This window comes from Flavobacterium stagni (assembly GCF_004122105.1).
In the GTDB taxonomy this organism is placed as follows: domain Bacteria; phylum Bacteroidota; class Bacteroidia; order Flavobacteriales; family Flavobacteriaceae; genus Flavobacterium; species Flavobacterium stagni.
On record NZ_SBKN01000009.1, the window covers coordinates 14,681 to 36,699 of the forward strand.

General features: G+C 38.8%; 24 protein-coding genes and 1 tRNA gene. 16 read left to right on the forward strand and 9 right to left on the reverse strand.

The window, feature by feature from the left end:
* Positions 1 to 172 precede the first annotated feature (172 nt).
* The 5 genes from EQG61_RS12630 (at position 173) to EQG61_RS12650 (ending at position 4,372) form a co-directional block, all read left to right on the forward strand.
* The gene (locus EQG61_RS12630; RefSeq protein WP_129462311.1) at positions 173 to 592 is read left to right on the forward strand and encodes a DUF4288 domain-containing protein; all 420 of its coding nucleotides are present in this window, start codon (positions 173 to 175) and stop codon (positions 590 to 592) included.
* Between the two features lie 155 nt (positions 593 to 747).
* A complete protein-coding gene (locus tag EQG61_RS12635) occupies positions 748 to 1,290 on the forward strand; it encodes a hypothetical protein (RefSeq protein WP_129462312.1) in 543 nt (180 codons plus the stop codon).
* A gap of 152 nt (positions 1,291 to 1,442) precedes the next feature.
* On the forward strand, positions 1,443 to 1,976 hold the full coding sequence (locus tag EQG61_RS12640; protein WP_129462313.1) for an STM3941 family protein: 534 nt from the start codon (positions 1,443 to 1,445) through the stop codon (positions 1,974 to 1,976).
* A gap of 333 nt (positions 1,977 to 2,309) precedes the next feature.
* On the forward strand, positions 2,310 to 3,692 hold the full coding sequence (locus EQG61_RS12645; RefSeq protein WP_129462314.1) for an RCC1 domain-containing protein: 1,383 nt from the start codon (positions 2,310 to 2,312) through the stop codon (positions 3,690 to 3,692).
* Positions 3,693 to 3,904: 212 nt separating this feature from the next.
* Positions 3,905 to 4,372, forward strand: a complete 468-nt coding sequence (locus tag EQG61_RS12650) for a DUF1572 family protein (RefSeq protein ID WP_129462315.1) — start codon at positions 3,905 to 3,907, stop codon at positions 4,370 to 4,372.
* A gap of 86 nt (positions 4,373 to 4,458) precedes the next feature.
* Here EQG61_RS12650 and EQG61_RS12655 read toward each other — a convergent pair whose 3' ends face one another.
* The gene (locus tag EQG61_RS12655; protein WP_235829068.1) at positions 4,459 to 5,199 is read right to left on the reverse strand and encodes a winged helix-turn-helix domain-containing protein; all 741 of its coding nucleotides are present in this window, start codon (positions 5,197 to 5,199) and stop codon (positions 4,459 to 4,461) included.
* A gap of 258 nt (positions 5,200 to 5,457) precedes the next feature.
* Here EQG61_RS12655 and EQG61_RS12660 point away from each other — a divergent pair, with 258 nt between their 5' ends.
* From EQG61_RS12660 to EQG61_RS12675, 4 genes are all read left to right on the forward strand, one after another.
* The gene (locus EQG61_RS12660) at positions 5,458 to 6,009 is read left to right on the forward strand and encodes a hypothetical protein (protein WP_129462316.1); all 552 of its coding nucleotides are present in this window, start codon (positions 5,458 to 5,460) and stop codon (positions 6,007 to 6,009) included.
* 111 nt (positions 6,010 to 6,120) lie between these two features.
* Positions 6,121 to 6,537, forward strand: coding sequence for a VOC family protein (locus tag EQG61_RS12665; RefSeq protein ID WP_129462317.1), 417 nt, complete (start codon positions 6,121 to 6,123; stop codon positions 6,535 to 6,537).
* A 74-nt stretch (positions 6,538 to 6,611) separates the two neighbouring features.
* On the forward strand, positions 6,612 to 7,109 hold the full coding sequence (locus EQG61_RS12670) for a hypothetical protein (protein ID WP_129462318.1): 498 nt from the start codon (positions 6,612 to 6,614) through the stop codon (positions 7,107 to 7,109).
* Positions 7,110 to 7,142: 33 nt separating this feature from the next.
* On the forward strand, positions 7,143 to 7,709 hold the full coding sequence (locus EQG61_RS12675) for a tetratricopeptide repeat protein (RefSeq protein WP_129462319.1): 567 nt from the start codon (positions 7,143 to 7,145) through the stop codon (positions 7,707 to 7,709).
* 61 nt (positions 7,710 to 7,770) lie between these two features.
* On the opposite strand, the gene EQG61_RS12680 is transcribed toward EQG61_RS12675, so the two are convergent.
* Together EQG61_RS12680 and truA are read right to left on the reverse strand one after the other, a co-directional pair.
* Positions 7,771 to 9,525 carry an ABC transporter ATP-binding protein gene (locus EQG61_RS12680; protein WP_129462320.1) on the reverse strand — a complete coding sequence of 585 codons (1,755 nt, stop codon included), beginning with the start codon at positions 9,523 to 9,525 and terminating at the stop codon, positions 7,771 to 7,773.
* A complete protein-coding gene (gene truA / locus EQG61_RS12685) occupies positions 9,522 to 10,280 on the reverse strand; it encodes a tRNA pseudouridine(38-40) synthase TruA (protein ID WP_129462321.1) in 759 nt (252 codons plus the stop codon). The genes EQG61_RS12680 and truA overlap by 4 nt, the downstream gene beginning before the upstream one ends.
* 108 nt (positions 10,281 to 10,388) lie before the next feature.
* Between truA and EQG61_RS12690 the strand changes: the two genes are divergently transcribed.
* Positions 10,389 to 10,919 (forward strand): metallophosphoesterase family protein, encoded by a 531-nt coding sequence (locus EQG61_RS12690; protein ID WP_129462322.1) that lies wholly within the window; start codon positions 10,389 to 10,391, stop codon positions 10,917 to 10,919.
* 88 nt (positions 10,920 to 11,007) lie between these two features.
* Here the strand turns inward: EQG61_RS12690 and EQG61_RS12695 are convergent, their stop codons facing one another.
* Positions 11,008 to 11,559 (reverse strand): porin family protein, encoded by a 552-nt coding sequence (locus EQG61_RS12695; protein WP_129462323.1) that lies wholly within the window; start codon positions 11,557 to 11,559, stop codon positions 11,008 to 11,010.
* A gap of 131 nt (positions 11,560 to 11,690) precedes the next feature.
* The gene (locus EQG61_RS12700) at positions 11,691 to 12,104 is read right to left on the reverse strand and encodes a DUF4293 domain-containing protein (RefSeq protein ID WP_129462324.1); all 414 of its coding nucleotides are present in this window, start codon (positions 12,102 to 12,104) and stop codon (positions 11,691 to 11,693) included.
* A 190-nt stretch (positions 12,105 to 12,294) separates the two neighbouring features.
* Between EQG61_RS12700 and rho the strand changes: the two genes are divergently transcribed.
* Positions 12,295 to 14,163, forward strand: coding sequence for a transcription termination factor Rho (gene rho / locus EQG61_RS12705; protein WP_129462325.1), 1,869 nt, complete (start codon positions 12,295 to 12,297; stop codon positions 14,161 to 14,163).
* 371 nt (positions 14,164 to 14,534) lie between these two features.
* Here the strand turns inward: rho and trxB are convergent, their stop codons facing one another.
* Positions 14,535 to 15,482, reverse strand: a complete 948-nt coding sequence (gene trxB, locus EQG61_RS12710) for a thioredoxin-disulfide reductase (RefSeq protein ID WP_129462326.1) — start codon at positions 15,480 to 15,482, stop codon at positions 14,535 to 14,537.
* A 121-nt stretch (positions 15,483 to 15,603) separates the two neighbouring features.
* Here trxB and EQG61_RS12715 point away from each other — a divergent pair, with 121 nt between their 5' ends.
* The gene (locus EQG61_RS12715) at positions 15,604 to 16,050 is read left to right on the forward strand and encodes a hypothetical protein (RefSeq protein ID WP_129462327.1); all 447 of its coding nucleotides are present in this window, start codon (positions 15,604 to 15,606) and stop codon (positions 16,048 to 16,050) included.
* A 771-nt stretch (positions 16,051 to 16,821) separates the two neighbouring features.
* On the opposite strand, the gene EQG61_RS12720 is transcribed toward EQG61_RS12715, so the two are convergent.
* The 3 genes from EQG61_RS12720 to EQG61_RS12730 all read right to left on the reverse strand — a co-directional run bounded on the left by EQG61_RS12720 (position 16,822) and on the right by EQG61_RS12730 (position 18,293).
* Positions 16,822 to 16,899, reverse strand: a tRNA-Pro gene (locus EQG61_RS12720).
* 62 nt (positions 16,900 to 16,961) lie between these two features.
* Entirely contained in the window at positions 16,962 to 17,795 is an 834-nt protein-coding gene (locus EQG61_RS12725) for a GIN domain-containing protein (protein WP_129462328.1), read from the reverse strand.
* Positions 17,796 to 17,828: 33 nt separating this feature from the next.
* Positions 17,829 to 18,293: a DUF4442 domain-containing protein gene (locus tag EQG61_RS12730; protein ID WP_129462329.1), complete on the reverse strand. Its 465-nt coding sequence runs from the start codon at positions 18,291 to 18,293 to the stop codon at positions 17,829 to 17,831.
* A gap of 190 nt (positions 18,294 to 18,483) precedes the next feature.
* Here EQG61_RS12730 and EQG61_RS12735 point away from each other — a divergent pair, with 190 nt between their 5' ends.
* Genes EQG61_RS12735 through EQG61_RS12750 form a run of 4 tightly spaced genes read left to right on the forward strand, consistent with a single transcriptional unit; the run spans position 18,484 to position 21,885 of the window.
* The gene (locus EQG61_RS12735; RefSeq protein ID WP_129462330.1) at positions 18,484 to 19,005 is read left to right on the forward strand and encodes a DUF4870 domain-containing protein; all 522 of its coding nucleotides are present in this window, start codon (positions 18,484 to 18,486) and stop codon (positions 19,003 to 19,005) included.
* A 57-nt stretch (positions 19,006 to 19,062) separates the two neighbouring features.
* Complete coding sequence (locus EQG61_RS12740) at positions 19,063 to 19,395, forward strand: PadR family transcriptional regulator (RefSeq protein WP_129462331.1); 333 nt, start codon at positions 19,063 to 19,065, stop codon at positions 19,393 to 19,395.
* A 2-nt stretch (positions 19,396 to 19,397) separates the two neighbouring features.
* Positions 19,398 to 21,146 (forward strand): PspC domain-containing protein, encoded by a 1,749-nt coding sequence (locus tag EQG61_RS12745; protein ID WP_129462332.1) that lies wholly within the window; start codon positions 19,398 to 19,400, stop codon positions 21,144 to 21,146.
* Position 21,147: 1 nt separating this feature from the next.
* Positions 21,148 to 21,885: a head GIN domain-containing protein gene (locus EQG61_RS12750; RefSeq protein WP_129462333.1), complete on the forward strand. Its 738-nt coding sequence runs from the start codon at positions 21,148 to 21,150 to the stop codon at positions 21,883 to 21,885.
* Positions 21,886 to 22,019: the final 134 nt, after the last annotated feature.

Consider the following 22,019-nt stretch of genomic DNA (forward strand, 5'->3'; position numbering starts at 1 on the left):
TAAATTAAAAAAGTAAATACATCTTCTGCCAACCTCATATTTGCAAAGGCGGGGGGTTTGTGCTATTATGAAAGATTAGTGCAAAGTTCAAATTTAGTTTTTCAAATGAATATTTGTGCTCCGAAACCCAAACGCAAAGCCCGAAACGTTAGCGTTAATGCAAAAACACCCTATGGAAAAAGAAAAAATAGCAATTAAAAACAATAATTGGTATATCGTCGAGATAATTGAAAAATGTGAGCCAGTAATCCGAAATGAAAATCAAGATTTGCGTCGTGTGAGTACTTGGGGAAATTTCCATATCGTAAAAGCCGAAACACCAAAAATAGCTTATGAAAAAGCTGTGAAAATCGGAAAAGACGCAGAATTTAAATTCATTAATTCCGATAAGGTCGAAATGGAATGGATCTTTGTTGGAATAGGGAATTTGATTCCAATATATGAAGATATCCAAGATGGAAGTGAAATAATGTGGGAAGATTATGGATTCATAAGTAACAGAAGAGCAGAAAGATTTGCTCTCAGTGAAAAGGAACTTCTAGAAAATGTAAAGTTGAAAATGAATAAATGCACTACCACTAACTGCCTCTAAGGCTCGATTGTGATAGTTTGGCGTTTAGTTTACACAACTCGAAAGAAGCGATCGTGCGAAGCAAAAAACATTTACCTTAGTAAGAAATAAACGTTTCACTTTGACCGCTACAGTCGGCTAGCGGCGGAATGTTAGCACTAATTGTAGACACACATATGAGTATAGAGACTAAAACACTAAAAAGACTTGAGACGGAAAATATTTTCGTCGACATATACACAGACCTGTTTGAAGAATCATTTTATGGTTTCATTAGGCAATTCAATAAGGACTTCCTTCTACTAGAACATTACAACGACGATGGGCTTTACAATGGTATTATTGTTTTCAAACGTTCAGACATTACTAGAATTAAGTGGGACAACAATGAAATAAATAGCACACAAAAATTATTAAACAAGCACTCGGACGAAAAAAAGATTGCGTCAATTAAAATCGATTCACTTCAAAGTGTTCTAAAAACAATAAATAAAACCTACAAGCACGTGACTATTAATATTCAAAATATTGATGACGGTATGTGCATTATTGGCGAAATAAAAGAAATGGACAAATCGACAATCGTGGTCCATGAATTTGGGACCAAAAAATCTTTAGACAGAGGAACTATAATGTTTTCCATTTCCGACATTACTCGCGTTGACGCAGGAGGAATTTACGAAAACACTATATTAAAAACGCATAGCAAAAACAACTAGTGCTAACAGCAAGCAAGCTCCATTTTTTGCACAGTAATGCTCAAATGCAGTAACCAGACTTAGCAAAAAACGAAGCCTGCTTGCGGGCCGTTATATGACATTTTGGGACAACTGTAAAATTCAACTATTAAATAATTAAACCAAAATTCGACTTGGAAGAATTAAACTTTTATACAAACAAATTATCATCATTTTTACTATTATTTATAGCTTCAACTTTTGTTTTTATCGGAATATTTCTCGGAGACAAAATGCTTGATTTTGAAGAAAAGACTTTTGAAAGCATAATTCTTATTTTAGTTTTTTTCTTATTTATATTTGGAATTGTTTTATCAATTTTATTGTTGACAAGAAGAAAACCGCTTTTAACAATTACAGATAAACAAATTATTATTCATAGTGTTTTAACTTCATCTAAAACCATAGAAATAGAGAATGTCAAATCATTTTTTATCGTTAATAATTATACACGAGGAATAAAGACAAACAAACAAATATTTATCGAACTGAAAAAGCCAACAGAAAATTATACAAAAATGTGGTTCTATAAATTTCTCAGCAAAATAAGTAAACCATTAGCGAACTCTCAATATTCTATCCAAACAGATTTTCTAAATATAAAGCAACAGAAATTACTCGAAATATTAAATGGAAAAATAAAAGAAACGTCGTATAACAGTCGCTAGGGCTCGAATGTATAAAGTTGGAGTTTGGTTTACACGACCCGAACTGTGAGAAGCAAAAAACATTTACCTTAGTAAGAAATAAACGTTTCACTTTGATCGTTATTGTCGGGTAGAGGCAGGATTTTTAACTGTAAAAAAGATTATAGTGAAAATGAAATTTTAAAAAAGCAATTGCTGCACACCACAATTTAGGATTCCCATTCATAAGTGTTTCATTTTAAAACGATTACTCATCAGCTTAAGCGATAGATCGAAAATCGACCTACCTTGACGCAACCTTTTTAAACAATTTTCTACTTAAATATAAAGTAAGTCCAATTTAAATTTTTAAGTATGAACAAAATTGTTATTACCGTATTGATTTTACCCTTCCTCATTTTCGCTCAAAATGGATGTTGGACAGAAACCTTTTCAGGTCGAGGGAATTCTATTTTTCTCAAAAATGATGGTTCGACTTGGATTACAGGTCTAAATAACTTTGGTCAGTTGGGATTGGGAACTACTACAGGCACTTCGCAACTTACCGCGATGAACCTTTCGGGGTTTGTAAAATTTGCTGTCGGTGATTATCATGTATTAGCCATTAAATCAGACGGAACATTATGGGGTTGGGGGCAAAATTTTATGGGACAATTGGGTGATGGTACTTTGCTAGACAGAAATAGTCCGGTACAAATAGGAACGGATACGAATTGGGCCGAAATAGCTACAGGTAGAAGACATTCGACGGCTATAAAAACAGACGGAACATTATGGGCTTGGGGGTATAATGGCGACGGTGATCTGGGAGTAGGGAATACCAACACGTATTTAAGTCCGGTTCAAGTTGGCGTTGATTCCGACTGGAGTGCCATAAGTATGGGCTATTATCATTCCATAGCATTGAAAACCAACGGAACATTATGGAGTTGGGGATGGAATGAATTTGGTCAATTGGGTGACGGAACAACAGTGTCTCAATCTGTGCCTATTCAAGTGGGCACTAGCCAATCGTGGTTGATGGCCCAAGGAGGAAATGGTCATACCATAGCCTTGAAAAACGATGGTTCACTTTGGGGCTGGGGCTGGAATAGTTTTGGTCAACTAGGCGATGGCACAACCGTAGACCAATTGCTTCCCACACCAATAGGAACGGGAACCGTTTGGTCATCTATTGCTGTTGGTCTTGCGCATACGTTGGCGTTAGACACATCAGGTACTGTTTGGAGTTGTGGATTGAATAATACTGGACAACTGGGGTATGGTGCATTAAATAGCAATCCTAATACCTCGTTAATGCCCATCGCGCTTTCCAATAGTATCACTTCAATGTCAAGTGGCTCGCACCACAATTCATTGCTCGATGCGGATTCGAATATCCTTTCTTTTGGGTCGAATACTTCGGGGCAGTTTGGCAATGGTACAACAACTTCCAATAGCAGTCCGCTGAAGTATATCGATTGTGCTTCATTACAGAATACTTCAAATGTACTAGTTTCACTAACAATTGAATGTATTCCGAATCCTTCAAGTCAGTTTATTGTTATTCAAAATAGAGAAGAATCAACGGAGCAGTTTAATTTTACTATTTCGGATTTGAGTGGAAGAACGGTAATACATGGACGGGCAGCATTTGGTGAAACCATCACTGTAGAAAGTTTAGCAAGTGGGAATTATTGTATTCAATTAACCACTGACAAAGGAGCCCGTTATTTTGAAAAACTGGTAAAAATATAACTTAACACTGCGCAATGGTGCGGTAATGTAGGGAGCAAACAGTAATGAACGTTAAGTTAAGGTAATATCTCCCTTTTATATGGGATGCTTTTTTGCCTCTAATAGTAAAGCGGGTTTGCGATTATTTCGTGATAAAGTGTAAATTCGTCTAGAAATTAACTCATTAATTTGGGTAATTACAGCAAAAAATTATCAAACGAATTAGTTTCTCCATGAACACTACATTAGCCAACCGTTTTCGCGAAGTGATTCTTAACGGAACTTGGATTGCCAATACCAATTATAAAAATGAACTTACTACGGTAGATTGGGTCACTGCTACCACAAAAATTCAAGGTTTAAATACGATTGCACTTTTGACCCAACATATTCATTATTACATCAAAGGGGTGAAGCAGGTGTTTTTGGGTGGAAAATTAGAAATTAGTGACCGATTCAGTTTTGATTTCCCGGCGATTCATTCACAAGCGGAATGGGAACTGATTCTGAACAATTTTTGGGAAGATGCCGAAGCCTTTGCACAATGTATCGAGGAAATGGATGATGCCCAACTGCATGCGCCGTTTGTGGATGAAAAATACGGAACTTACCAACGCAATATTGACGGAATGATCGAACATGCCTATTACCATTTGGGACAAATTGTGTTGCTTAAAAAATTAGTGCAATCCCCATTGTGATTCTGAAAAAGTCCTGTAGAATACAAATCAGTTGGGGAAGGTGCCGATTTTCTCCTTTGGGTTAGAAAAAGCAAGAGCACCTTTTCTTACTGCGGGATTTCGAGACGGTATCCTTTGCTTCGAACAACTACAATGTTTGTTGCAGGATCGTTTTCGAGTTTTTTCCTCAATTTTGAAATAAACATATCCAAACTCCGACTCACAATTACACCTTCGTCTTCCCAAATTTCCTTTTGTAATACGCTTCGTGCTATGGTTTTATTGGGTGCAGTCGCAAACAGGCGAAGTAATCGTGTTTCGGTTCCCGTCAATTCAATAATGGATTCCTGAAAAAGCAATTGTTGTTCCGGTACTTTAAATTCGAATAAACCTAGTGTATAGGAATTACTATTTGAATTAGGGACTACTTGCTTTTGGTGGTGTCGTTTTCGAATCATTATAAGTAATACGAGACTTATGAAGAAACCGATACTTCCCCAAATAATGAATGAAGAATACGCTTTATTTTCAGGTTTGAATTGCACATTTATCGTGTAACAGGCTTTGGGTTGTTTTCTGCCAAGGCAGGTGATGAGGTCGTTTTTATTTTTTTTCGAAATGGCAAAACTATACACAATGGTATTGGAGTCACAGCGGTACACTTTAATGATGCATTCTGTAAAATGAGGATCTTTATTCAATAATCGTTGGGCAAGAGCCACCAAGGAATCCGAAGTGAAAGTCAGTTGATTTTCAAACTGAATTTGGTATTCATTTTCATGAATTGTTTGAATCGGCGCCACTCTTGATATTGAATCACCTGAAAGTAATAACAATTCGTGGCCCATTCGACGCAATAGTACTTCTCGTTTGGCCTTTTCAAACGAAGTGTCCTCTTGAGGCACAAATGCCAAGCAAATACATAGACAACTGACGAACAAGAGAAAGAGTACAGTTCTTTTAGTAATAGTAAAAAGCGCAAGGATTGAGTTATAATTCACTACGTAAATACAATTTTTACAAAGTTTACAATTTTATTTACAATTTCGTTGAGGTTCCTCTTAAATTAGCCGTGTAATTTCGCCCTGAATTTAAAAATAAAAATGATGAAAAGAAGAATTAACAAAGGAATCGTAGTGATGCTTGCCATCATGAGTTTAGGGATTGTAGCTTGTAAAGAAAATCAAGCCGAACGAAAAACGTCTGCTAAAGTTGACGGAATACAGCAAAAAGAAAGCGCTAAGGCACAACGCAAAAAATGGGAAGCGTCTCCAGAGGGTATCCAATACAAAAAATGGGAAGCCTCGCCAGAAGGGAAGAAAATTCACGCCAGTTTAACAAAAATTCAGCCCCGTTTAAAAACTTTTGCTCCCTTAAAAGCCGTGGTTACTTCTCTAACGTTTGAACGTGTAAAAGGACAAAAATCGGGTCCAAAATGGCTATTGGTTGCCATTGACGGTGATACGTATATGTTGCAATTCAGTTTGAAAGATTTTCAGCGATTGAAAAGTTTGAACGTTCAGGATAGCCTCATTATCAAAAGTCGGTACGGGAGTTTTTCACCCAATCATCCCTATTTAATTTTGTCCAGCGATTATATTGCCAAAGGCGATAAGGTGTTATTCAAGCGCGATACATCAAAGGATAAAAAGTGTTAGTTGGCGAGTTTGATTTTGAGCATTCAGAAACTAATGCTTATTGTACCAATTATTTCGTACTTTTAGGAAATCAGAACATTTCAACTTTAGGAACCAAATTAGCATTACGGTATGGCACAAATCAATCCGCATATCAATTTCAATGGCAATGCCGCTGAAGCCTTCGATTTTTATCAATCGGTTTTTGGCGGTTCATTTTCTAAAATTGTGTATTTCAGAGAAATTGCAAGTGCCACTTTTCCTGTTCCCGAATCGGAATTGGATAAAATAATGCACATCGCTCTTCCCATTGGGTCAACGGCATTGATGGGGAATGATGTGCCGGAGTTTATGGGGAATGTAAACGAATTAGAACACCGTTCAAAAATTGTTGTACAAGCGGAAAGTAGGGAAGAGGCCATCCAACTTTACACGGGATTATCACAGGAAGGAACGATTGAAGTACCTATGGATATTCAAGGGGAGGTAGTATTTGGAATGTTTCGCGACCGCTTTGGAATTGAATGGATCATTGAGGTGGCTTCATGATTTTCATTTTTTTAAAATAGTTAGCAATTCCAAATTTTCAAATTCAAAATAATAGTTAATATTAAATACATACCATGAGAACCATTCATTATCTTATTTTAGTACTTAGTTTTTCTTCCATTTCTTGGTCACAGAGTCCGACGACTACTGCAGTGAATACAAAGAATGGTACTGTTGATATCCCAGGTAAGTGGACCGAATTTCATACAGAAGCGAGTTCGGGTCAGACCTATTTAAAAAACGATGAAGGTGTGATTATTGCTGTAGCTTACAATCTAAAAAAGGCGTATCCCTGTTACAAAAGTGGGGTTTCAGATTTTGAAAATGTACAATTGTTTCACCAATGGGATTCCGACTATTACAAGGAGAATAAATATGATACAGCTTTATTAAAAGTCAATGAATCCAAAATTTCTATTATTTGGAAATTTAATGATAAAAGACGGGATAATGTATTTTTGTTTGGTTCCAAAGGAAACTATTTTCTCAATTTAATGGTTTACACGGACCTTTGGGAGGAATCAAAAAAAATAAGCTTTCTGGAGGAATGGTATGCCTTGAATACGAAATAAGTATTTTGCTCAGTTGTTTGCCAAACCCATAAAATGAATAAACTGCCTAAATATAAAATTTTTGGAATAGCTATAGTGGGCGCTTTTTTTCCTTGTGTGCTGCTTGTACTTATTTCTATGATGTTTTATGGATCTCAATATCCAATTGTAAAATACTACTATTTGCAGGCTAGTTTTGCGCATAAAAGGGGTGATTTATCAGACGCTTTACATAATTATAATGAAGTTATTCGTCGCGATAAAAATTACATTAACGGTTATATTTCTAGAGGAAGTTTATTTTTGGATCAGAAAAAATATAAGCAAGCCATTATCGATTATTCTCACGCTTTACAATTGCAACCTCAAAATGAAGAAGCGTATGCCTACAGAGGTAGGGCTTTTTATGAAATAAAAAATAATAAAGCAGCCCTAAAGGATTATAATTTATCCCTTCAAATCAATCCAAATTTTGCGTATGCTTTCACCCAACGGGCGTTATTAAAATATACGCAATTGCATGATTTTCAAGGTGCTTGTGAAGATTTGAATCGTGCTGCTGAATTGGGAGATTCAGATGCTAAAGCGCATCTTGAAAATAAAGTATGCGAATTTGATTAAATCGAAAAGGCAAAAGACCGTTTATAAACAAGAATCCCTTACGTGAAAGTAAGGGATTTTTTTATGCAGTTTCTGAAAATTGGGATTCGTAGAGTTTTTTATAATACCCGTTTTCCAATTGCAGTAAGGTGGCATGATTGCCCGACTCTACAATTTGTCCGCGTTCCATCACGATAATTTTGTCGGCATTTACGATAGTGGCCAAACGATGGGCAATTACTATGGAGGTTCGACCTTCTGTTATCGTATCGGTTGCTTTTTGAATCAATTCCTCGGAATGGGTGTCAATAGAAGAAGTTGCTTCATCCATGATTAATATACTCGGATTGCTCACATAGGCACGAAGAAAAGCAATCAATTGGCGCTGACCCGATGACAACATCACACCGCGTTCTTTGACATCGTGATTGTAATTCCCGGGTAACGACATGATGAATTCGTGAACTCCAATTTTCTTGGCAGCAGCAATCACCGATTCCCGACTGATTTCTGGATTCCCCAACGTAATGTTGTTGTAAATAGAATCAGCAAATAAAAATACATCTTGAAGTACGACCCCAATTTGGCGACGCAAACTTTCTAAGGTAAACGCATCGATATTGGTGCCGTCAATGGTAATCGAACCGGAGTCGATTTCATAAAAACGATTCAATAAATTGATGATGGTCGATTTTCCAGCACCGGTAGCACCTACAATGGCGATGGTCTGACCCGGTTGTACTTTTAAATCAATGCCTTTTAATACTTCTTCTCCCGGAATATAACTGAATCGCACGGCTTTGAGTTCGATTTCTCCCTTGAAATGTTCGGCAACAACAGTCCCGTCCACTTGTTTTTCTTCTTGTAAATCCAAGACATCAAACACGCGATTGGCTGAAATCATACCCATTTGCATTTCATTGAATTTATCGGCAATTTGGCGCAACGGATTGAAAAGCATCCCAATGAACATGGTGTAGGAAAACAAGTCCCCGAAGGTGGTGAACTTATCGCCGTCTAAAATGCGTATACCACCGTACAATACAACAAAAGCCAAACAAAGTGAAGAGATGATATCTGCAATAGGAAAGAAGATGGAGTTGTACAAAATGGTCTTTATCCATGCTTTATTGTGCTTTTCATTAATCTCTTTGAATTTTTGGTACTCAATATCCTCGCGGTTGAATAACTGTACAATCTTCATCCCGGTCACGCGCTCTTGAACAAAAGTATTCATGTTGGCGACTTGGGTTCTAACTTCTTCGAAGGCTACCTGCATTTTGCGTTGAAAAACGCGGGTTACATACACCAAGATAGGCATAGCAGCGACCACAATGAGTGTAAGGCGCCAATTCATGTAAAACATAAATCCGAGCACCACTACCATTTTCAACAAATCACTGATGATCATGAACAATCCTTGACTGAAGATACGGGCTATTTGTTCAATATCCGAAACCGTTCGAGTTACCAATTGTCCCACAGGTGCCGTATCGAAATATTTCATTCGGAAGCGCAACAAATGGTGGAATAATTTTAGGCGGATATCCCGAATGATATTTTGGCCTAAAATATTGGCCCAATACACAAAATAGAATTGAAATAACCCTTCTAAGATTAAAACAACCCCCATTAAACAAACGTACAAGAGTAAGCCCTGTGCGTCTTTGGGGTCAATGTATAAATCGACTGTCTTTTTTAATAAAAAGGGGCGGAGAGCTGTGACAATAGATAATAAAATCGCAGCTGCAATCACACCGCGAAACAACAGGCGATAGGGCTGAGTGAATTTCAAAATTCTCCGGAATAATTGGGAGTCAAAGGCTTTGGCTTTCATAGTTTCAATCGTTCCTGAAAAGGAATATAGGGATAATGAACTTCAGTAAGGTATAAACCGTGTGCAGGGACAGAAAATCCGGCTTTGCTACGATTTTTACTCGCTATTATCGTTTCTAAATCGGTTAGACTTATTTTACCTAAACCCAAATCTACCAAAGTTCCCACGATGGCACGCACCATATTACGTAAAAACCGATCCGCTGAAATGGTAAAAATAAGCTGATTGCCCTGTTGTTGCCATTCTGCATGTTCGATGACACAGTTAAATGTTTTCACATCGGTATGTACTTTGGAAAAACATTCAAAGTCGGTATGGGTTTTCAATACCGCACAACCTTCATTCATGGCCTTCAAATTTAACGCGTGTGGATAGTACCAACTGTCTTCGCATTCAAAAGCGCTTTTACGGGTATGGATATGGTATTCATAGGTGCGACGCGTAGCATCAAAACGGGCATGGGCATCGGAATGAACGGGATACAAATCGAATAAGGCAATATCTTTGGGAAGATAAGCATTTAATTTTTTGAGAAGCATAGGAATATCTAATTCGCCCTCATAATCAAAATGCGCAAACATTTGCCGTGCGTGTACTCCGGTGTCAGTTCGACCTGCACCTGTAGCATCAATGGGAGTGCGCAAAAGAAGCGACAACGCCTTGTTCAAGGTTTCCTGAACAGAAGCTGCATTGGGTTGGTATTGCCATCCGTGGTACGCCGTGCCTTTGTATGCAAATTCGATGAAATATCTCAAAATTCAACTTGGGTTTAACGGGAGCAAAGGTACGAAGATTTGTGTAGCTAAAAGTGAATCATTTCTTAAGAAAAGAATGTAAATTGCATCCTTTTTGAAATCTATCGTATGCGGAAAATTCTCTTATTATCGGATACCCACAGTCATATCGACGAGCGCATCATGAAGCATGTAATGTGGTCGGATGAAGTTTGGCATGCCGGTGATATTGGAAATTTAAAAGTCACAGATTCACTGAAGGCAGTTCGTCCCTTACGAGCGGTTTATGGAAATATTGACGACCATCAAGCCCGAGCGGAATTTCCGTTACACAATAGGTTTTGGTGTGAACAAGTTGCTGTTTGGATAACACATATTGGCGGCTATCCCGGCAAATACAATCCCGCGATTCGACAAGAAATTTTGACCAATCCACCCCAACTTTTTATTTGTGGGCATTCCCATATTTTGAAAGTACAATTTGATAAAACATTGAATTTACTTCATCTTAATCCGGGAGCTGCCGGTGTACACGGTTTTCATCAAGTGCGCACGATGTTACGTTTTGTGATTGACGGCGATAAAATCAAGGATATGGAGATAGTGGAGTTAGGGAAGCGGGGTGGCAGTGAGCAGTATTCAGTGAACAGTGATCAGTGAACAGTATTTCGTGTTTTTAGTTAATTCAAAATTTACAATTTACAATTCATAATAATAAAAAACGCCTTTCCGGAGAAAGGCGTTTTGTTTAAAATAAATAACCCAGAGAAAATTGGACCACGGCATTTTTTACATCGGCATCGCGTTTGGGTTCGGTGAGTCCGGCCGCATAACGCCCGGATACGAAGAGTCCGTTGGTGATTTTATAACTTAATCCACCCGCCACAGCAAAGTCAAACGTATTCGAGTCGCCGAGGCTTACATTGTTCCGTTGACTCACTAATACCGACGCTTGGGGTCCTAATTCGAGGCTTAGTCGATTTTTTGTGAGGTAAAATTTAGCCAATACAGGAACGGACAAATAGCCCAGTTCATTTTTGATTTGCGTGCCCAAGCCTTTGAGTTCTGATCCTTGTGTTGAGTAGAGCAATTCGGGTTGGAACGATAAGTTTTCGAAAACTTTAATTTCAGTGACCAAACCGGCGTGGTAACTGGTTAACGTATTGAAATCCACATTTTGGATATTTCCGCCTTGATAATTGGCAAAATTGACACCGGCTTTGAGTCCGAACTTCACCACTTGCGCTTGTAAGGAACTCCCTCCCAAAGCGAATACGAGCATAACAATTATTTTTTTCATAGGTTTCATTTATGGAATTAAAACGAAAAGGGTCTAGAAATAATTGTGCCAAAGTGGAATAGTAGGAATAAAAAAATCCGTTTCGACAAGGAAACGGATTTTTAACGCACTAATAAACTAAGTTTACAGGTTTATCGGATACGGTCCACTGATTTTACGAGATCTTCATCCTTTTTGATGGCTTTATTCGCTAAAACCAGCATGACGATAGAAAAAATAGGAAGTAACATCCCAATACCCTTCTCAGAAACGGCAGGCGTTTCTCCGGATACGTTAAGCGAACGGTAAATCAATAATCCTAATAAAATTAAATTTAATATCATGGCCAGTCTGTTAAAAACAAACTGTTGTTTACGATTTTTGAAACTAATTAAACTCATGGCGACCACAGCAGTTGCTGCTCCTGATAAAGCTAAGTATTTGAAATCCATAGCGAAGTAGAACGGTTTGCCATTATCCAACGTCCATAGCGGGAATACATAACCTAGAAATCCGGTGAGGATAACCGACAATGACATGTAAACCGTTTGAATTCGTTGAAACATTTTTTAATTTTTAAGTGGTCCAAAAATAGTATTTCTTTTTTTAAAAAACTATTGCACGCTTAATTTTTATTCGTATTATTGCATTGCAATTCCGTAAATACTTCATGCTCACGGAATTTATTCTAACAAAAACTCCACACCTTTATCTAACACCAGATAATCTACTAATTTAAATGCTTTGTAACTATTTATGTTTGACATTTCAAAGTTAAAAACCATGAAGCTTTCTGAGCTTCAGGAGATTGCCAAATTGGCCCAAACGATCAAATTCGCCGGAGTAAAAAAAGAGGAACTTATCGATCGAATTATAGCCCATCAAAATGCGAGTGAGTCCGGTGCTTCGCCTGTAGAAAGTACTGAGAAAAGAGGTCGTCGACCGCGCATGCAGTCGGCAGAAACACCACAAGAAACGCCCCAAGATTTATTTACAGCTCCTGATGATGCAACTCCTGTTGTTGAAAGCGAAGGGAAAAAGCGTGGACGTAAGCCCAAAGTGGTTGCTGAAACGCCAGCACCTGAAACAAAAAATGAAACCCAAGCTGTAGAAGAACCTGCCAAAAAAGAAGGTCGTTTTCAACAGCGGGATCGCAATAATCGCCCCGAATTTAATCGGTCACGAGAGCAACGACCCAATGCTCCTGTAGAGTATGAACCGTTTATGCCTCCGCAAATCACGACGGAATCGCTTCCAACAGATTTTACAGATAATTCTCGTAATCCGCGACAAGAGAACCGAAAAGGGCCACAAGATAATGCACCACAGAAGGTTAGACCTCAGTTTGTGCCACCAGGGCCGAGTGCTGATTTACCCCCGATTCAAGAGTCGGCAATGCCTCATGGTAATGGAAATGCTAATCAAAATGGCAATGGGAACAATCCCAATTACCAGAATCAAAATAATAAGTTTAAAAAGACACAAAACGTTCGCGATGCCGATTATGAATTTGATGGTATTATCGAATGTGAAGGCGTGTTGGAAATGATGCCCGATGGCTATGGTTTCTTGCGCTCTTCGGATTATAACTATTTAGCTTCTCCCGATGATATTTATTTATCGACTTCCCAAATTCGTTTGTTTGGATTAAAAACAGGAGATACCGTAAAAGGAGTGGTGCGTCCACCGAAGGAAAGTGAAAAATTCTTCCCGTTGGTGAAAGTGTTAAAAATTAACGGTCATGATCCGCAAGTAGTGCGTGACCGTGTGTCGTTTGACCACTTGACTCCGATTTTCCCACAAGAGAAATTCAAGATGGATGCGAAGCAAGCTTCGGTTTCTACACGTATTATCGATTTGTTTTCTCCAATTGGAAAAGGACAACGCGGTATGATTGTGGCCCAACCGAAAACGGGTAAAACGATGTTGTTGAAAGACATTGCTAATGCCATTGCTGCCAACCATCCCGAAGTGTATTTGTTGGTGTTGTTGATCGACGAACGTCCAGAAGAGGTGACTGATATGCAACGCAGTGTACGCGGGGAAGTAATTGCTTCTACGTTTGACCGCGAACCCCAAGAGCACGTAAAAATTGCCAACATCGTTTTGGAAAAAGCAAAGCGTTTGGTAGAGTGTGGGCATGATGTGGTGATTCTTTTGGATTCGATTACACGTTTAGCACGTGCCTACAATACGGTTCAACCCGCTTCAGGAAAAGTCTTGAGTGGTGGGGTGGATGCCAATGCGCTACAAAAACCAAAACGTTTCTTTGGTGCGGCTCGTAATGTTGAAAATGGCGGGTCGTTGAGTATCATTGCTACGGCGTTAACAGAAACCGGTTCGAAAATGGATGAGGTAATCTTTGAAGAATTTAAGGGAACGGGTAATATGGAATTGCAGTTGGATCGTAAAATTGCCAACCGTCGTATATTCCCAGCGATTGATCTTACTTCTTCGAGTACGCGTCGTGACGACTTGTTATTGGATGAGAAAACGTTACAACGCATGTGGATCCTTCGCAAGTTCTTAGCGGATATGAATCCGGTGGAGGCGATGGATACGATTAATGATAAAATTAAAAAAACGCGTTCGAATGATGAGTTTTTGATTTCGATGAACGATTAATAGTATTTCCGAGTAGATTCGGGTAAACCTAACAAGTTTTCAAACTTGTTAGGTTTTTTTATGCAATTACGTGAGGTTTCTCGGGATTTGCGATAGGGATTGAGGCCTTGTTGGAGCTCGCCGGAGGCACGAAGGCAGCGACGGCCGAAAGCCCGACCCGGAGGGGATCGCCAAGAGCAGTAAACAGTAATCAGTATACAGTAATCAGTATACAGTATTCAGTATGTAGTGATCAGTGGGCACTGATCATTTTGAAGTATGTAGTGATCAGTGGGCATTGATCAGTATGCAGTAAGTAGTGATCAGTGGGCACTGATTAGAAGCAAAAAAAAGAGCCGCGTGTGCGACTCTCATTCTTATTTTTATGTTGATTATTCCATGGCGGCTAGGTAGCGCTCCGCGTCAAGGGCGGCCATACAGCCCGTTCCGGCGGCGGTAATCGCTTGACGATACACGTGGTCGGCAGCATCTCCAGCAACGAATACACCGGGTACATTGGTTTTTGAAGTTCCTGGAGTATTTACGATATAACCGGTTTCATCCAAGGTGATATAGTCTTTGAAAATTTCGGTATTGGGTTGGTGACCGATGGCAACGAAGAATCCGGTAGCCGGAATTTCGCGTTCTTCCCCTGTAGTTCGGTTGGCTACTTTTACGGCATGCACCACTTGGCCGTCACCTAATACTTCAACAGTTTCGGTATGCATTAAAATTTCAATATTCTCAGTTTTGCGTACGCGCTCTTCCATGATACGAGAGGCGCGGAATTTCTCGCTACGCACCAACATGGTTACTTTTTTACACATTTTAGAAAGGTAGTGCGCTTCTTCACAAGCGGAGTCACCTGCTCCGACAATCACTACTTCTTGGTTGCGGTAAAAGAATCCGTCGCACACGGCGCAAGCGGAAACACCACCACCCATTTGCAAATAGTGTTGTTCTGAAGGTAAACCTAAATATTTGGCTGAAGCACCGGTAGAGATGATTACCGTTTCACAATGAATTTCTTTGTTGTCGTGGATCCATACTTTGTGTGTGGGTCCGCTGAAATCTACTTTTGTTACCCAACCGTCGCGGATATCGGCACCAAAACGTTTGGCTTGTTCTTGCAATTGTACCATCATTTCGGGTCCGGTTACTCCCTCAGGATAGCCAGGGAAATTCTCTACTTCGTTGGTTGTCGTCAGCTGACCACCGGGTTGTGTTCCTTGATAAAGAACGGGATTCATATTGGCACGAGACGCGTAAATAGCCGCGGTATATCCCGCAGGTCCGGAGCCAATAATAAGGCATTTTACTTTTTCTATTGTATCTGACATGATTGAATTAATTTTAAGCGACACAAAGTTACTTTTTTCTATCTTTGATTTACACTGAAATGAAATTGTAATTAACAATTTAGTGATAAAAACTTTTTATAAATGCCTAATAAATCGCGAAATGAAATTTAAATTTTGTCTAGTCTTATTGTTAGTTGGATTATTTGTTGGGTGTACTTCTGACGATCCCATCAGTTATCATCCTGAATTAAAAACGCTTGTTGGAAAATGGAAATTAACAGAAGCATGGTCAGATGTAGATGCTGATCCCACTACAGATGCGTTTGATCCCATTTACATTACCGATGGTTATGAAATTACATTTCATGAAAACGGTACTTTTGAAACGGCTATATTACCTGGATACACAGGCGGAACCTATAAGTTTGTCAATGTTAGCAGTAAAAATTTGGAATTGACATTTACCAATGGAAATTCTAAAGTTTTTGGGTATTATTTCTTTTTAAATGGGACTACAACAGGTTTGAATATGGTCGGACTTCATTCGTTTACATTTCCTGAGGATACTTATTTTTATGAATTTGTTCATTTAACACGAATTGAATAAATTTAAATTTGATTAGTAGTGAAATTGCGAACAAAATTGTGGTGCATCCAAATTATACATTTGGCTATTTTGTCGGAGTGTATTCGTATTCAATTCGTTTTGTATTACAAGTTTATTGAATCCACGGGTAAGACAAGAGCGCTGTTCGGACTCATTGAAATGGGGTATGAATATCGGTATTTATTCCTGCTGCCTTTAATCCTAACTTCATTTGGGGTTTACAGATTACATTCTGAATTTCGATTGCCAGTTTCTTGGTTGAATTTCACACGCTTACTAGCATTCTTTAGTATTGTTATTCCTTTTTGGAAGTTATTTGTCTGATATGTTTTTTTTTAAGTAAACTTTTGGCTGCGATGGCAGGATTAAAGATCCTGTAGGTGGTTTGTTGCTCAAGAAAAGTGCGACTACGTCTACACTTTTTTTTGCTTTTCACTTCGCTCAAAAGTAAACTTTTGGCTGCGATGGCAGGATTAAAGATCCTGGAGGAGGTATGTTGCTCGAAGAAAAACAGCTACTTCGTAGCAATTTTTTTGTTTGTATTCTTCGCTACAAAGTGAACTTTGCGCTCAGTCTACAAACAAAAAAACCGGACATTGTCCGGTTTTTCTTCAGTCGGGGTGGCAGGATTGAATATCCTGTTAGAGGTAAGTTGCTCAAGAAAAGTGAGACTATGTCTACACTTTTTTTTTGCTTTTCACTTCGCTCAAAAGTAAACTTTTGGCTGCGTTTCACGCAAAAAAAAAAGTGGAACGAGAGTTCCACTTTTCTTGGTCGGGGTGGCAGGATTCGAACCTGCGGCCTCCTGCTCCCAAAGCAGGCGCGATAACCGGGCTACGCTACACCCCGATGGCGTATTGCGGTGCAAATATAGACTTTTTTTTGAGATTGTTGTTAGGAAATGTCAGAAATTATTTCAAAGGCTTTTTGGACAATACCGCGCTATCTGTAAATACTTTTAAATCAATCTTTTGATCGCCATACAAATCCAAGTGCGATTTCCCTGCACATGACAAGGTAAGTTCTTTGGAAACATGAACAGATGCTCTGGAGTAGGATTCAGTGGTGACATCGGCGATTTTGGCTACCAAGTTTTTTCCTGTAAAATTGGCATTGTTGTCGATGCGCAATTTCATTTCTTCAATATCACCTTCTACCTCTGCACTAGATTTTTGGTACAAGTCAAAAGTCAATTCATTGGACACAATCAATGCTTTGGAAGTTGCATTTTTGCTGAGGTTGATACGTGTATTTTCGGTTTTAATATTCAATTCCGATTTGGATTGATCGTTGGCTATCAAGTTGAATTTTTTACATTTCGCATTGATATACACTTTTGAATCGTCAAAACTATTGAAGCTAATTTCATCCAAATTCATTTCTGCTAAAGCACTTACAGAAGCGTCATTCTTGGTCGCGACTTCTTTAAACTCATCGGTGTAGATGACACGAATACTTAATTTTTTATACCCAAAAGCACTTTTAAGTGTCGATAATCGTAACTGACTCCCCACGACACTGATTCCAATGGCATCGTGTAAATTATCGTCAGCTTCAATTTCTAAACCGCATTCATTGCCTTTGATTAAAGTGACTTCCAAATTATCGGAGACTTCAAGCGAAGTGAAGTTTTCAATTTTCTTTTGTTCGATAGTGACAATTTTCGAACCTTTCACTTTTTCCTTTTTTTGTGCGAATGTAGTTAAGGATACACTTAGAAATATAAAGAAGACTATGCGTTTCATATTTGTTGATTTTGCCCCCAAAATTATAAAAACTTATGATTTTTTCGATTTTAATTTTAACGTCCATTCAAAGTCCATCACCGAGACTACATCGCCTTTTTCATCACGGCCTGTCGATTGTAGCCAAATCGTTTGCCCTTCTCCAGTGGCAATTGTTCGGACAATCGCTTGTTCAATTTGGTCGCCTTGATCACAAGTGAAGGTGATTTTTCCCGTCGCTTTTTTGGTGTACGTCGCTTTATTATTGAGAACCAACATCGAAATGGACTGACCGCTTTTTTTTATTTGAAGCATCACAAGTGCGCCAGTAGTCAGTTCAGCCGCCATGGCTTGCACAGCAAAATACATGGATTGAAAAGGATTTTGAGAGATCCAACGGTGTCGTACAGTAGCCACACATTCTTTTTCATTAATAACCGTACTGCGCACCCCACATAAAAAGGCGGAGGGGAGTTTAAACGCTAAAAAGAGGTTTAGTTTTCGAGGTGTAAATTGCATAAAGCCCTTATTTTTCAGTAAATATAGCGATTATGAGAGGATTTATCACTTTTTGTTATTTGTTAATATTTTGTTAAATCATAGTACTTTGCAATACATAATACTAGTTTTTGGTTGTATCTTTGCTAAAGAAAATAATAGCTTATCAAAAGTATTATAGAGTTTCAATCATCATCAAAAATCAAATCACATGACAACGAACGAACGTAACACCGCAACATTACTGCACTTGAGTGCATTGACGCAGTATTTATTTCCCTTGGCTAATTATATAATTCCTACCGTTATTTGGTCATCTAAAAAAGAAAATTCGACATTCATCGATCAAACGGGTCGTCGCGTAATGAATTTTCAATTGAGCATTTTGGTCTACATGTTTCTTTTAGGAATCGTAGGTGTATTTTTAGTATTGGGTGCATTAATTAACCACGGCGGAGAATTTACCATTGATAGTGACGAAATTCACATCGGGAATTTTATGGCCCAAGAATGGACAGCATGGTTTGTTACAGGTATTGTTTCCTTCGTGCTTTTGGGAATTCTGAAATTCGCTGAGTTCGTCTTAATCATCTATGGAGCCGTAAAAGCATCCAATGGTTTATTGTATTCGTATCCACTTTCCATTCCATTTTTTAAAGTGGATTCGATAAAAGAGGATGAGAAAATGGAATCTTCAGATGAAACCAATCTAGAAAATCATCATCAATCATAATCACAATCATCAATCAAAAAACGAACGCCCTATGGGTATTAAAATTTAGTTTTCACTATGAACATCGAGAACACAAAAGCGCAAATGCGTAAAGGGGTTTTGGAGTTCTGCATTTTATCGGTTTTAAAAGATAAAGAAGCATACACCTCCGAAATTCTAGACACGCTAAAAGAAGCCAGATTACTGGTGGTAGAGGGGACAGTGTATCCGCTGTTGACCCGATTAAAAAACGACGGCTTACTCAACTACCGTTGGGAGGAATCTACTTCAGGGCCACCGCGTAAATACTACGAGCTGACCGAATTAGGAAAAACATTTTTAAACGAATTAAACGGTACCTGGACCGAATTGTCCGATGCTGTAAACATTATCACTAAACAAAACCAATAATCATGAACAAGACAGTAAATATCAATATAGGAGGGTTATTCTTCCACATCGATGAAGATGCGTATCAAAAGCTTTCACGCTATTTTGACGCCATCAAGAATTCGTTGACTGATGCTACCGGCAAAGATGAAATCATGAAAGATATTGAAATGCGTGTAGCTGAATTATTTGCCGAACGTCAACAATCGGATAAACATGTAATCAACTCAAAAGATGTTGATGAAGTGGTTAATGTGATGGGACAACCCGAAGATTACCGCTTGGATAACGAAGAAAAAACCAAGTCGGAACCTGAATTTAAATATCCGTTACCTCCCAAACGTAAAAAATTATACCGGGATAAAGACCGCGGTTTATTGGGCGGTGTGTGTACCGGTTTGGGGCATTATTTTGGCGTAGATGCTGTTTGGTTTAAATTGTTTTTCTTAATCCTTGCCTTTGGATTTGGTACCGGTTTCTTGGCCTACATCATCCTTTGGATTGCGATGCCTAAAGCCGTAACTACTTCTGAAAAACTAGAAATGACGGGCGAACCGGTGACTATTACCAATATTGAAAAGAAAGTGCGTGAAGAGTTTGAGAGTGTTTCTCAAAAATTTCAAAACGCCGATTATAACGAATTGGGGCAAAAGGTAAAACACGGTGCCGAAGATATCGGGGATCGCTTGGGAAACGTATTTCAATCGTTTTTCAAAGTCTTCGCTAAAATCATAGGTGCATTTATCTTGATTTTCTCTTCCTTGGCTTTCTTTGGTTTTTGTGTGGCTTCGGTTATCTTAATTTTTACTTCCCAATTGCCTCAAAATGCAGCCATTAATATGATCGTGACGCCGTTAGGTTTAGAAACGCCTTTTTGGTTGCAAGGGATTTTATTGTTCTTGTGTTTTGGCATTCCATTTTTCTTCTTGATGATGTTGGGGATGAAGTTATTAGTAACCAATATGCGTCCGATGAATAACGGAATTAAGTATACTTTACTAGCGGTTTGGATTGTAGCCGTTGGGGTGTTGATCTCGATTATCATCAATGAAGTGACGCAAACAGCTTTTGAAGGAAAAGATGTGATTAAAGAACAAATCGCTTTACAACCCAACGATACATTAACCATCAAATTTGTGAACAACGAGTTTTATGACAAAGACGCGAGTCCGAGACACAATGACTTTTGTTTGTTGACCAATGAAAAAAATAAAGAGGTGATCTATTCCAACGAAATCCGTATGCATGTTATGGAAACTGACGAAGCCCAAGCGTATTTACGCATCGAGAAATTGGCGGTAGGTAAATCGGCTGGTGAAGCCAATTCTAGAGCACACAAGATTGATTATGGGTATAAAATTCAAGGCAATCAATTGTTGTTGGACAACTACTGGATCACCGAAATCAACAACAAATTCAGAAAGCAAAAAGTAGAAATTTACATCTATTTGCCCAAAGGAACCTTGTTTAAAGCCGACGGTACTGTGCGCCATTACGATTGGAGTGACGATGAGTATTTCAACTTGCATTACAGCTCTGACGATTATTTATACCGTGTGGACGAACATAAAATTCGTTGTGTGAATTGTCCTCCCGAAGAAAATGAGTTTAATGATGTCATTGATACCGAAGAAGTTGAGCAAGTGAATGATTCTACGGATCGTGTCACTGTAAAAGTGAACGGGGTTGAAATTATTAAGGAACAAAAGTCAGGCGAAAAAGGAAGTTTGACCATCAATAAAGACGGAATAGTAATTAAAAAATCCAACTAATATGGTACGAGTTGTCGTGTATTGCACAAAATTTATCGTAGCCTTAATCACAGTTTTGTTGATGGCTTCTTGTAACTCTTCGTTTTTAAACGGAGTGCAAGGGAATGGAAATGTAACCACTGAAAAGCGGGATATCAAAGCAAAATTTACCGGGATTGAAGCGAGTACCGGACTAGAAGTCGAGATTTCACAAGGTGATTCTATTAAAGTTGAAGTAGAAACCGATTCCAACTTGCAACAATATGTGGTAGCCAAAGTAGAAGGATCTGATTTAAAATTGTATGTGGATCACAGTATCAATAATGCAGAGATTTTAAAAGTGTATGTCACTTTACCGGATTTAAAAAAAGTGGATTGTAACAGTGGTTCCAATGTTCATTTTAATACGGTGATGAAAGGCATAAATCTTCGTCTTAATGCGAGCAGCGGTTCGCATTTGGAAGGAAAAGTAGAGTATGATGCTGTCGATGCAGAAACGACCAGCGGGAGTTCGATGGACTTGAAAGGCATTGCTTTGAAACTGAATACGTCGAGTTCGAGCGGCAGTACGTTGGAAGCCAATAATTTGGTCGCGAATGAAGTTAGAGCCGACGCGTCGAGCGGCAGCAGTATTCGAGTGCAAGCGAGTTTGAAGTTGAATGCTTCCGCTTCTAGTGGTGCCTCGGTGAACTATACTGGAAAAGCGACTTCCATCACCAAAGACGAATCATCGGGTGGAAGTGTTAGTAAAATCGAATAATTTGTTTTTTTGCGTAAAAGGTCCTGGCTACGGCTGGGACTTTTTTTTTGCACCAACTGCGATAGGGATTGAGGCCTTGTTGGAGCTCGCCGGAGGCACGAAGGCAGCGACGGCCGAAAGCCCGACCCGAAGGG

Coding starts and splice junctions, on each gene's coding strand:
- EQG61_RS12630 (WP_129462311.1), top strand. CDS start 173: ATGGAAAAAGAAAAAATAGCAATTAAAAACAATAATTGGTATATCGTC.
- EQG61_RS12695 (WP_129462323.1), bottom strand. CDS start 11,559: ATGAAAAAAATAATTGTTATGCTCGTATTCGCTTTGGGAGGGAGTTCC.
- EQG61_RS12660 (WP_129462316.1), top strand. CDS start 5,458: ATGAAAAGAAGAATTAACAAAGGAATCGTAGTGATGCTTGCCATCATG.
- EQG61_RS12680 (WP_129462320.1), bottom strand. CDS start 9,525: ATGAAAGCCAAAGCCTTTGACTCCCAATTATTCCGGAGAATTTTGAAA.
- EQG61_RS12690 (WP_129462322.1), top strand. CDS start 10,389: ATGCGGAAAATTCTCTTATTATCGGATACCCACAGTCATATCGACGAG.
- EQG61_RS12730 (WP_129462329.1), bottom strand. CDS start 18,293: ATGCAATTTACACCTCGAAAACTAAACCTCTTTTTAGCGTTTAAACTC.
- EQG61_RS12655 (WP_235829068.1), bottom strand. CDS start 5,199: ATGGGCCACGAATTGTTATTACTTTCAGGTGATTCAATATCAAGAGTG.
- EQG61_RS12670 (WP_129462318.1), top strand. CDS start 6,612: ATGAGAACCATTCATTATCTTATTTTAGTACTTAGTTTTTCTTCCATT.
- EQG61_RS12700 (WP_129462324.1), bottom strand. CDS start 12,104: ATGTTTCAACGAATTCAAACGGTTTACATGTCATTGTCGGTTATCCTC.
- EQG61_RS12740 (WP_129462331.1), top strand. CDS start 19,063: ATGAACATCGAGAACACAAAAGCGCAAATGCGTAAAGGGGTTTTGGAG.
- EQG61_RS12635 (WP_129462312.1), top strand. CDS start 748: ATGAGTATAGAGACTAAAACACTAAAAAGACTTGAGACGGAAAATATT.
- trxB (WP_129462326.1), bottom strand. CDS start 15,482: ATGTCAGATACAATAGAAAAAGTAAAATGCCTTATTATTGGCTCCGGA.
- EQG61_RS12665 (WP_129462317.1), top strand. CDS start 6,121: ATGGCACAAATCAATCCGCATATCAATTTCAATGGCAATGCCGCTGAA.
- EQG61_RS12715 (WP_129462327.1), top strand. CDS start 15,604: ATGAAATTTAAATTTTGTCTAGTCTTATTGTTAGTTGGATTATTTGTT.
- EQG61_RS12650 (WP_129462315.1), top strand. CDS start 3,905: ATGAACACTACATTAGCCAACCGTTTTCGCGAAGTGATTCTTAACGGA.
- EQG61_RS12725 (WP_129462328.1), bottom strand. CDS start 17,795: ATGAAACGCATAGTCTTCTTTATATTTCTAAGTGTATCCTTAACTACA.
- rho (WP_129462325.1), top strand. CDS start 12,295: ATGTTTGACATTTCAAAGTTAAAAACCATGAAGCTTTCTGAGCTTCAG.
- EQG61_RS12675 (WP_129462319.1), top strand. CDS start 7,143: ATGAATAAACTGCCTAAATATAAAATTTTTGGAATAGCTATAGTGGGC.
- EQG61_RS12745 (WP_129462332.1), top strand. CDS start 19,398: ATGAACAAGACAGTAAATATCAATATAGGAGGGTTATTCTTCCACATC.
- EQG61_RS12645 (WP_129462314.1), top strand. CDS start 2,310: ATGAACAAAATTGTTATTACCGTATTGATTTTACCCTTCCTCATTTTC.
- EQG61_RS12750 (WP_129462333.1), top strand. CDS start 21,148: ATGGTACGAGTTGTCGTGTATTGCACAAAATTTATCGTAGCCTTAATC.
- EQG61_RS12735 (WP_129462330.1), top strand. CDS start 18,484: ATGACAACGAACGAACGTAACACCGCAACATTACTGCACTTGAGTGCA.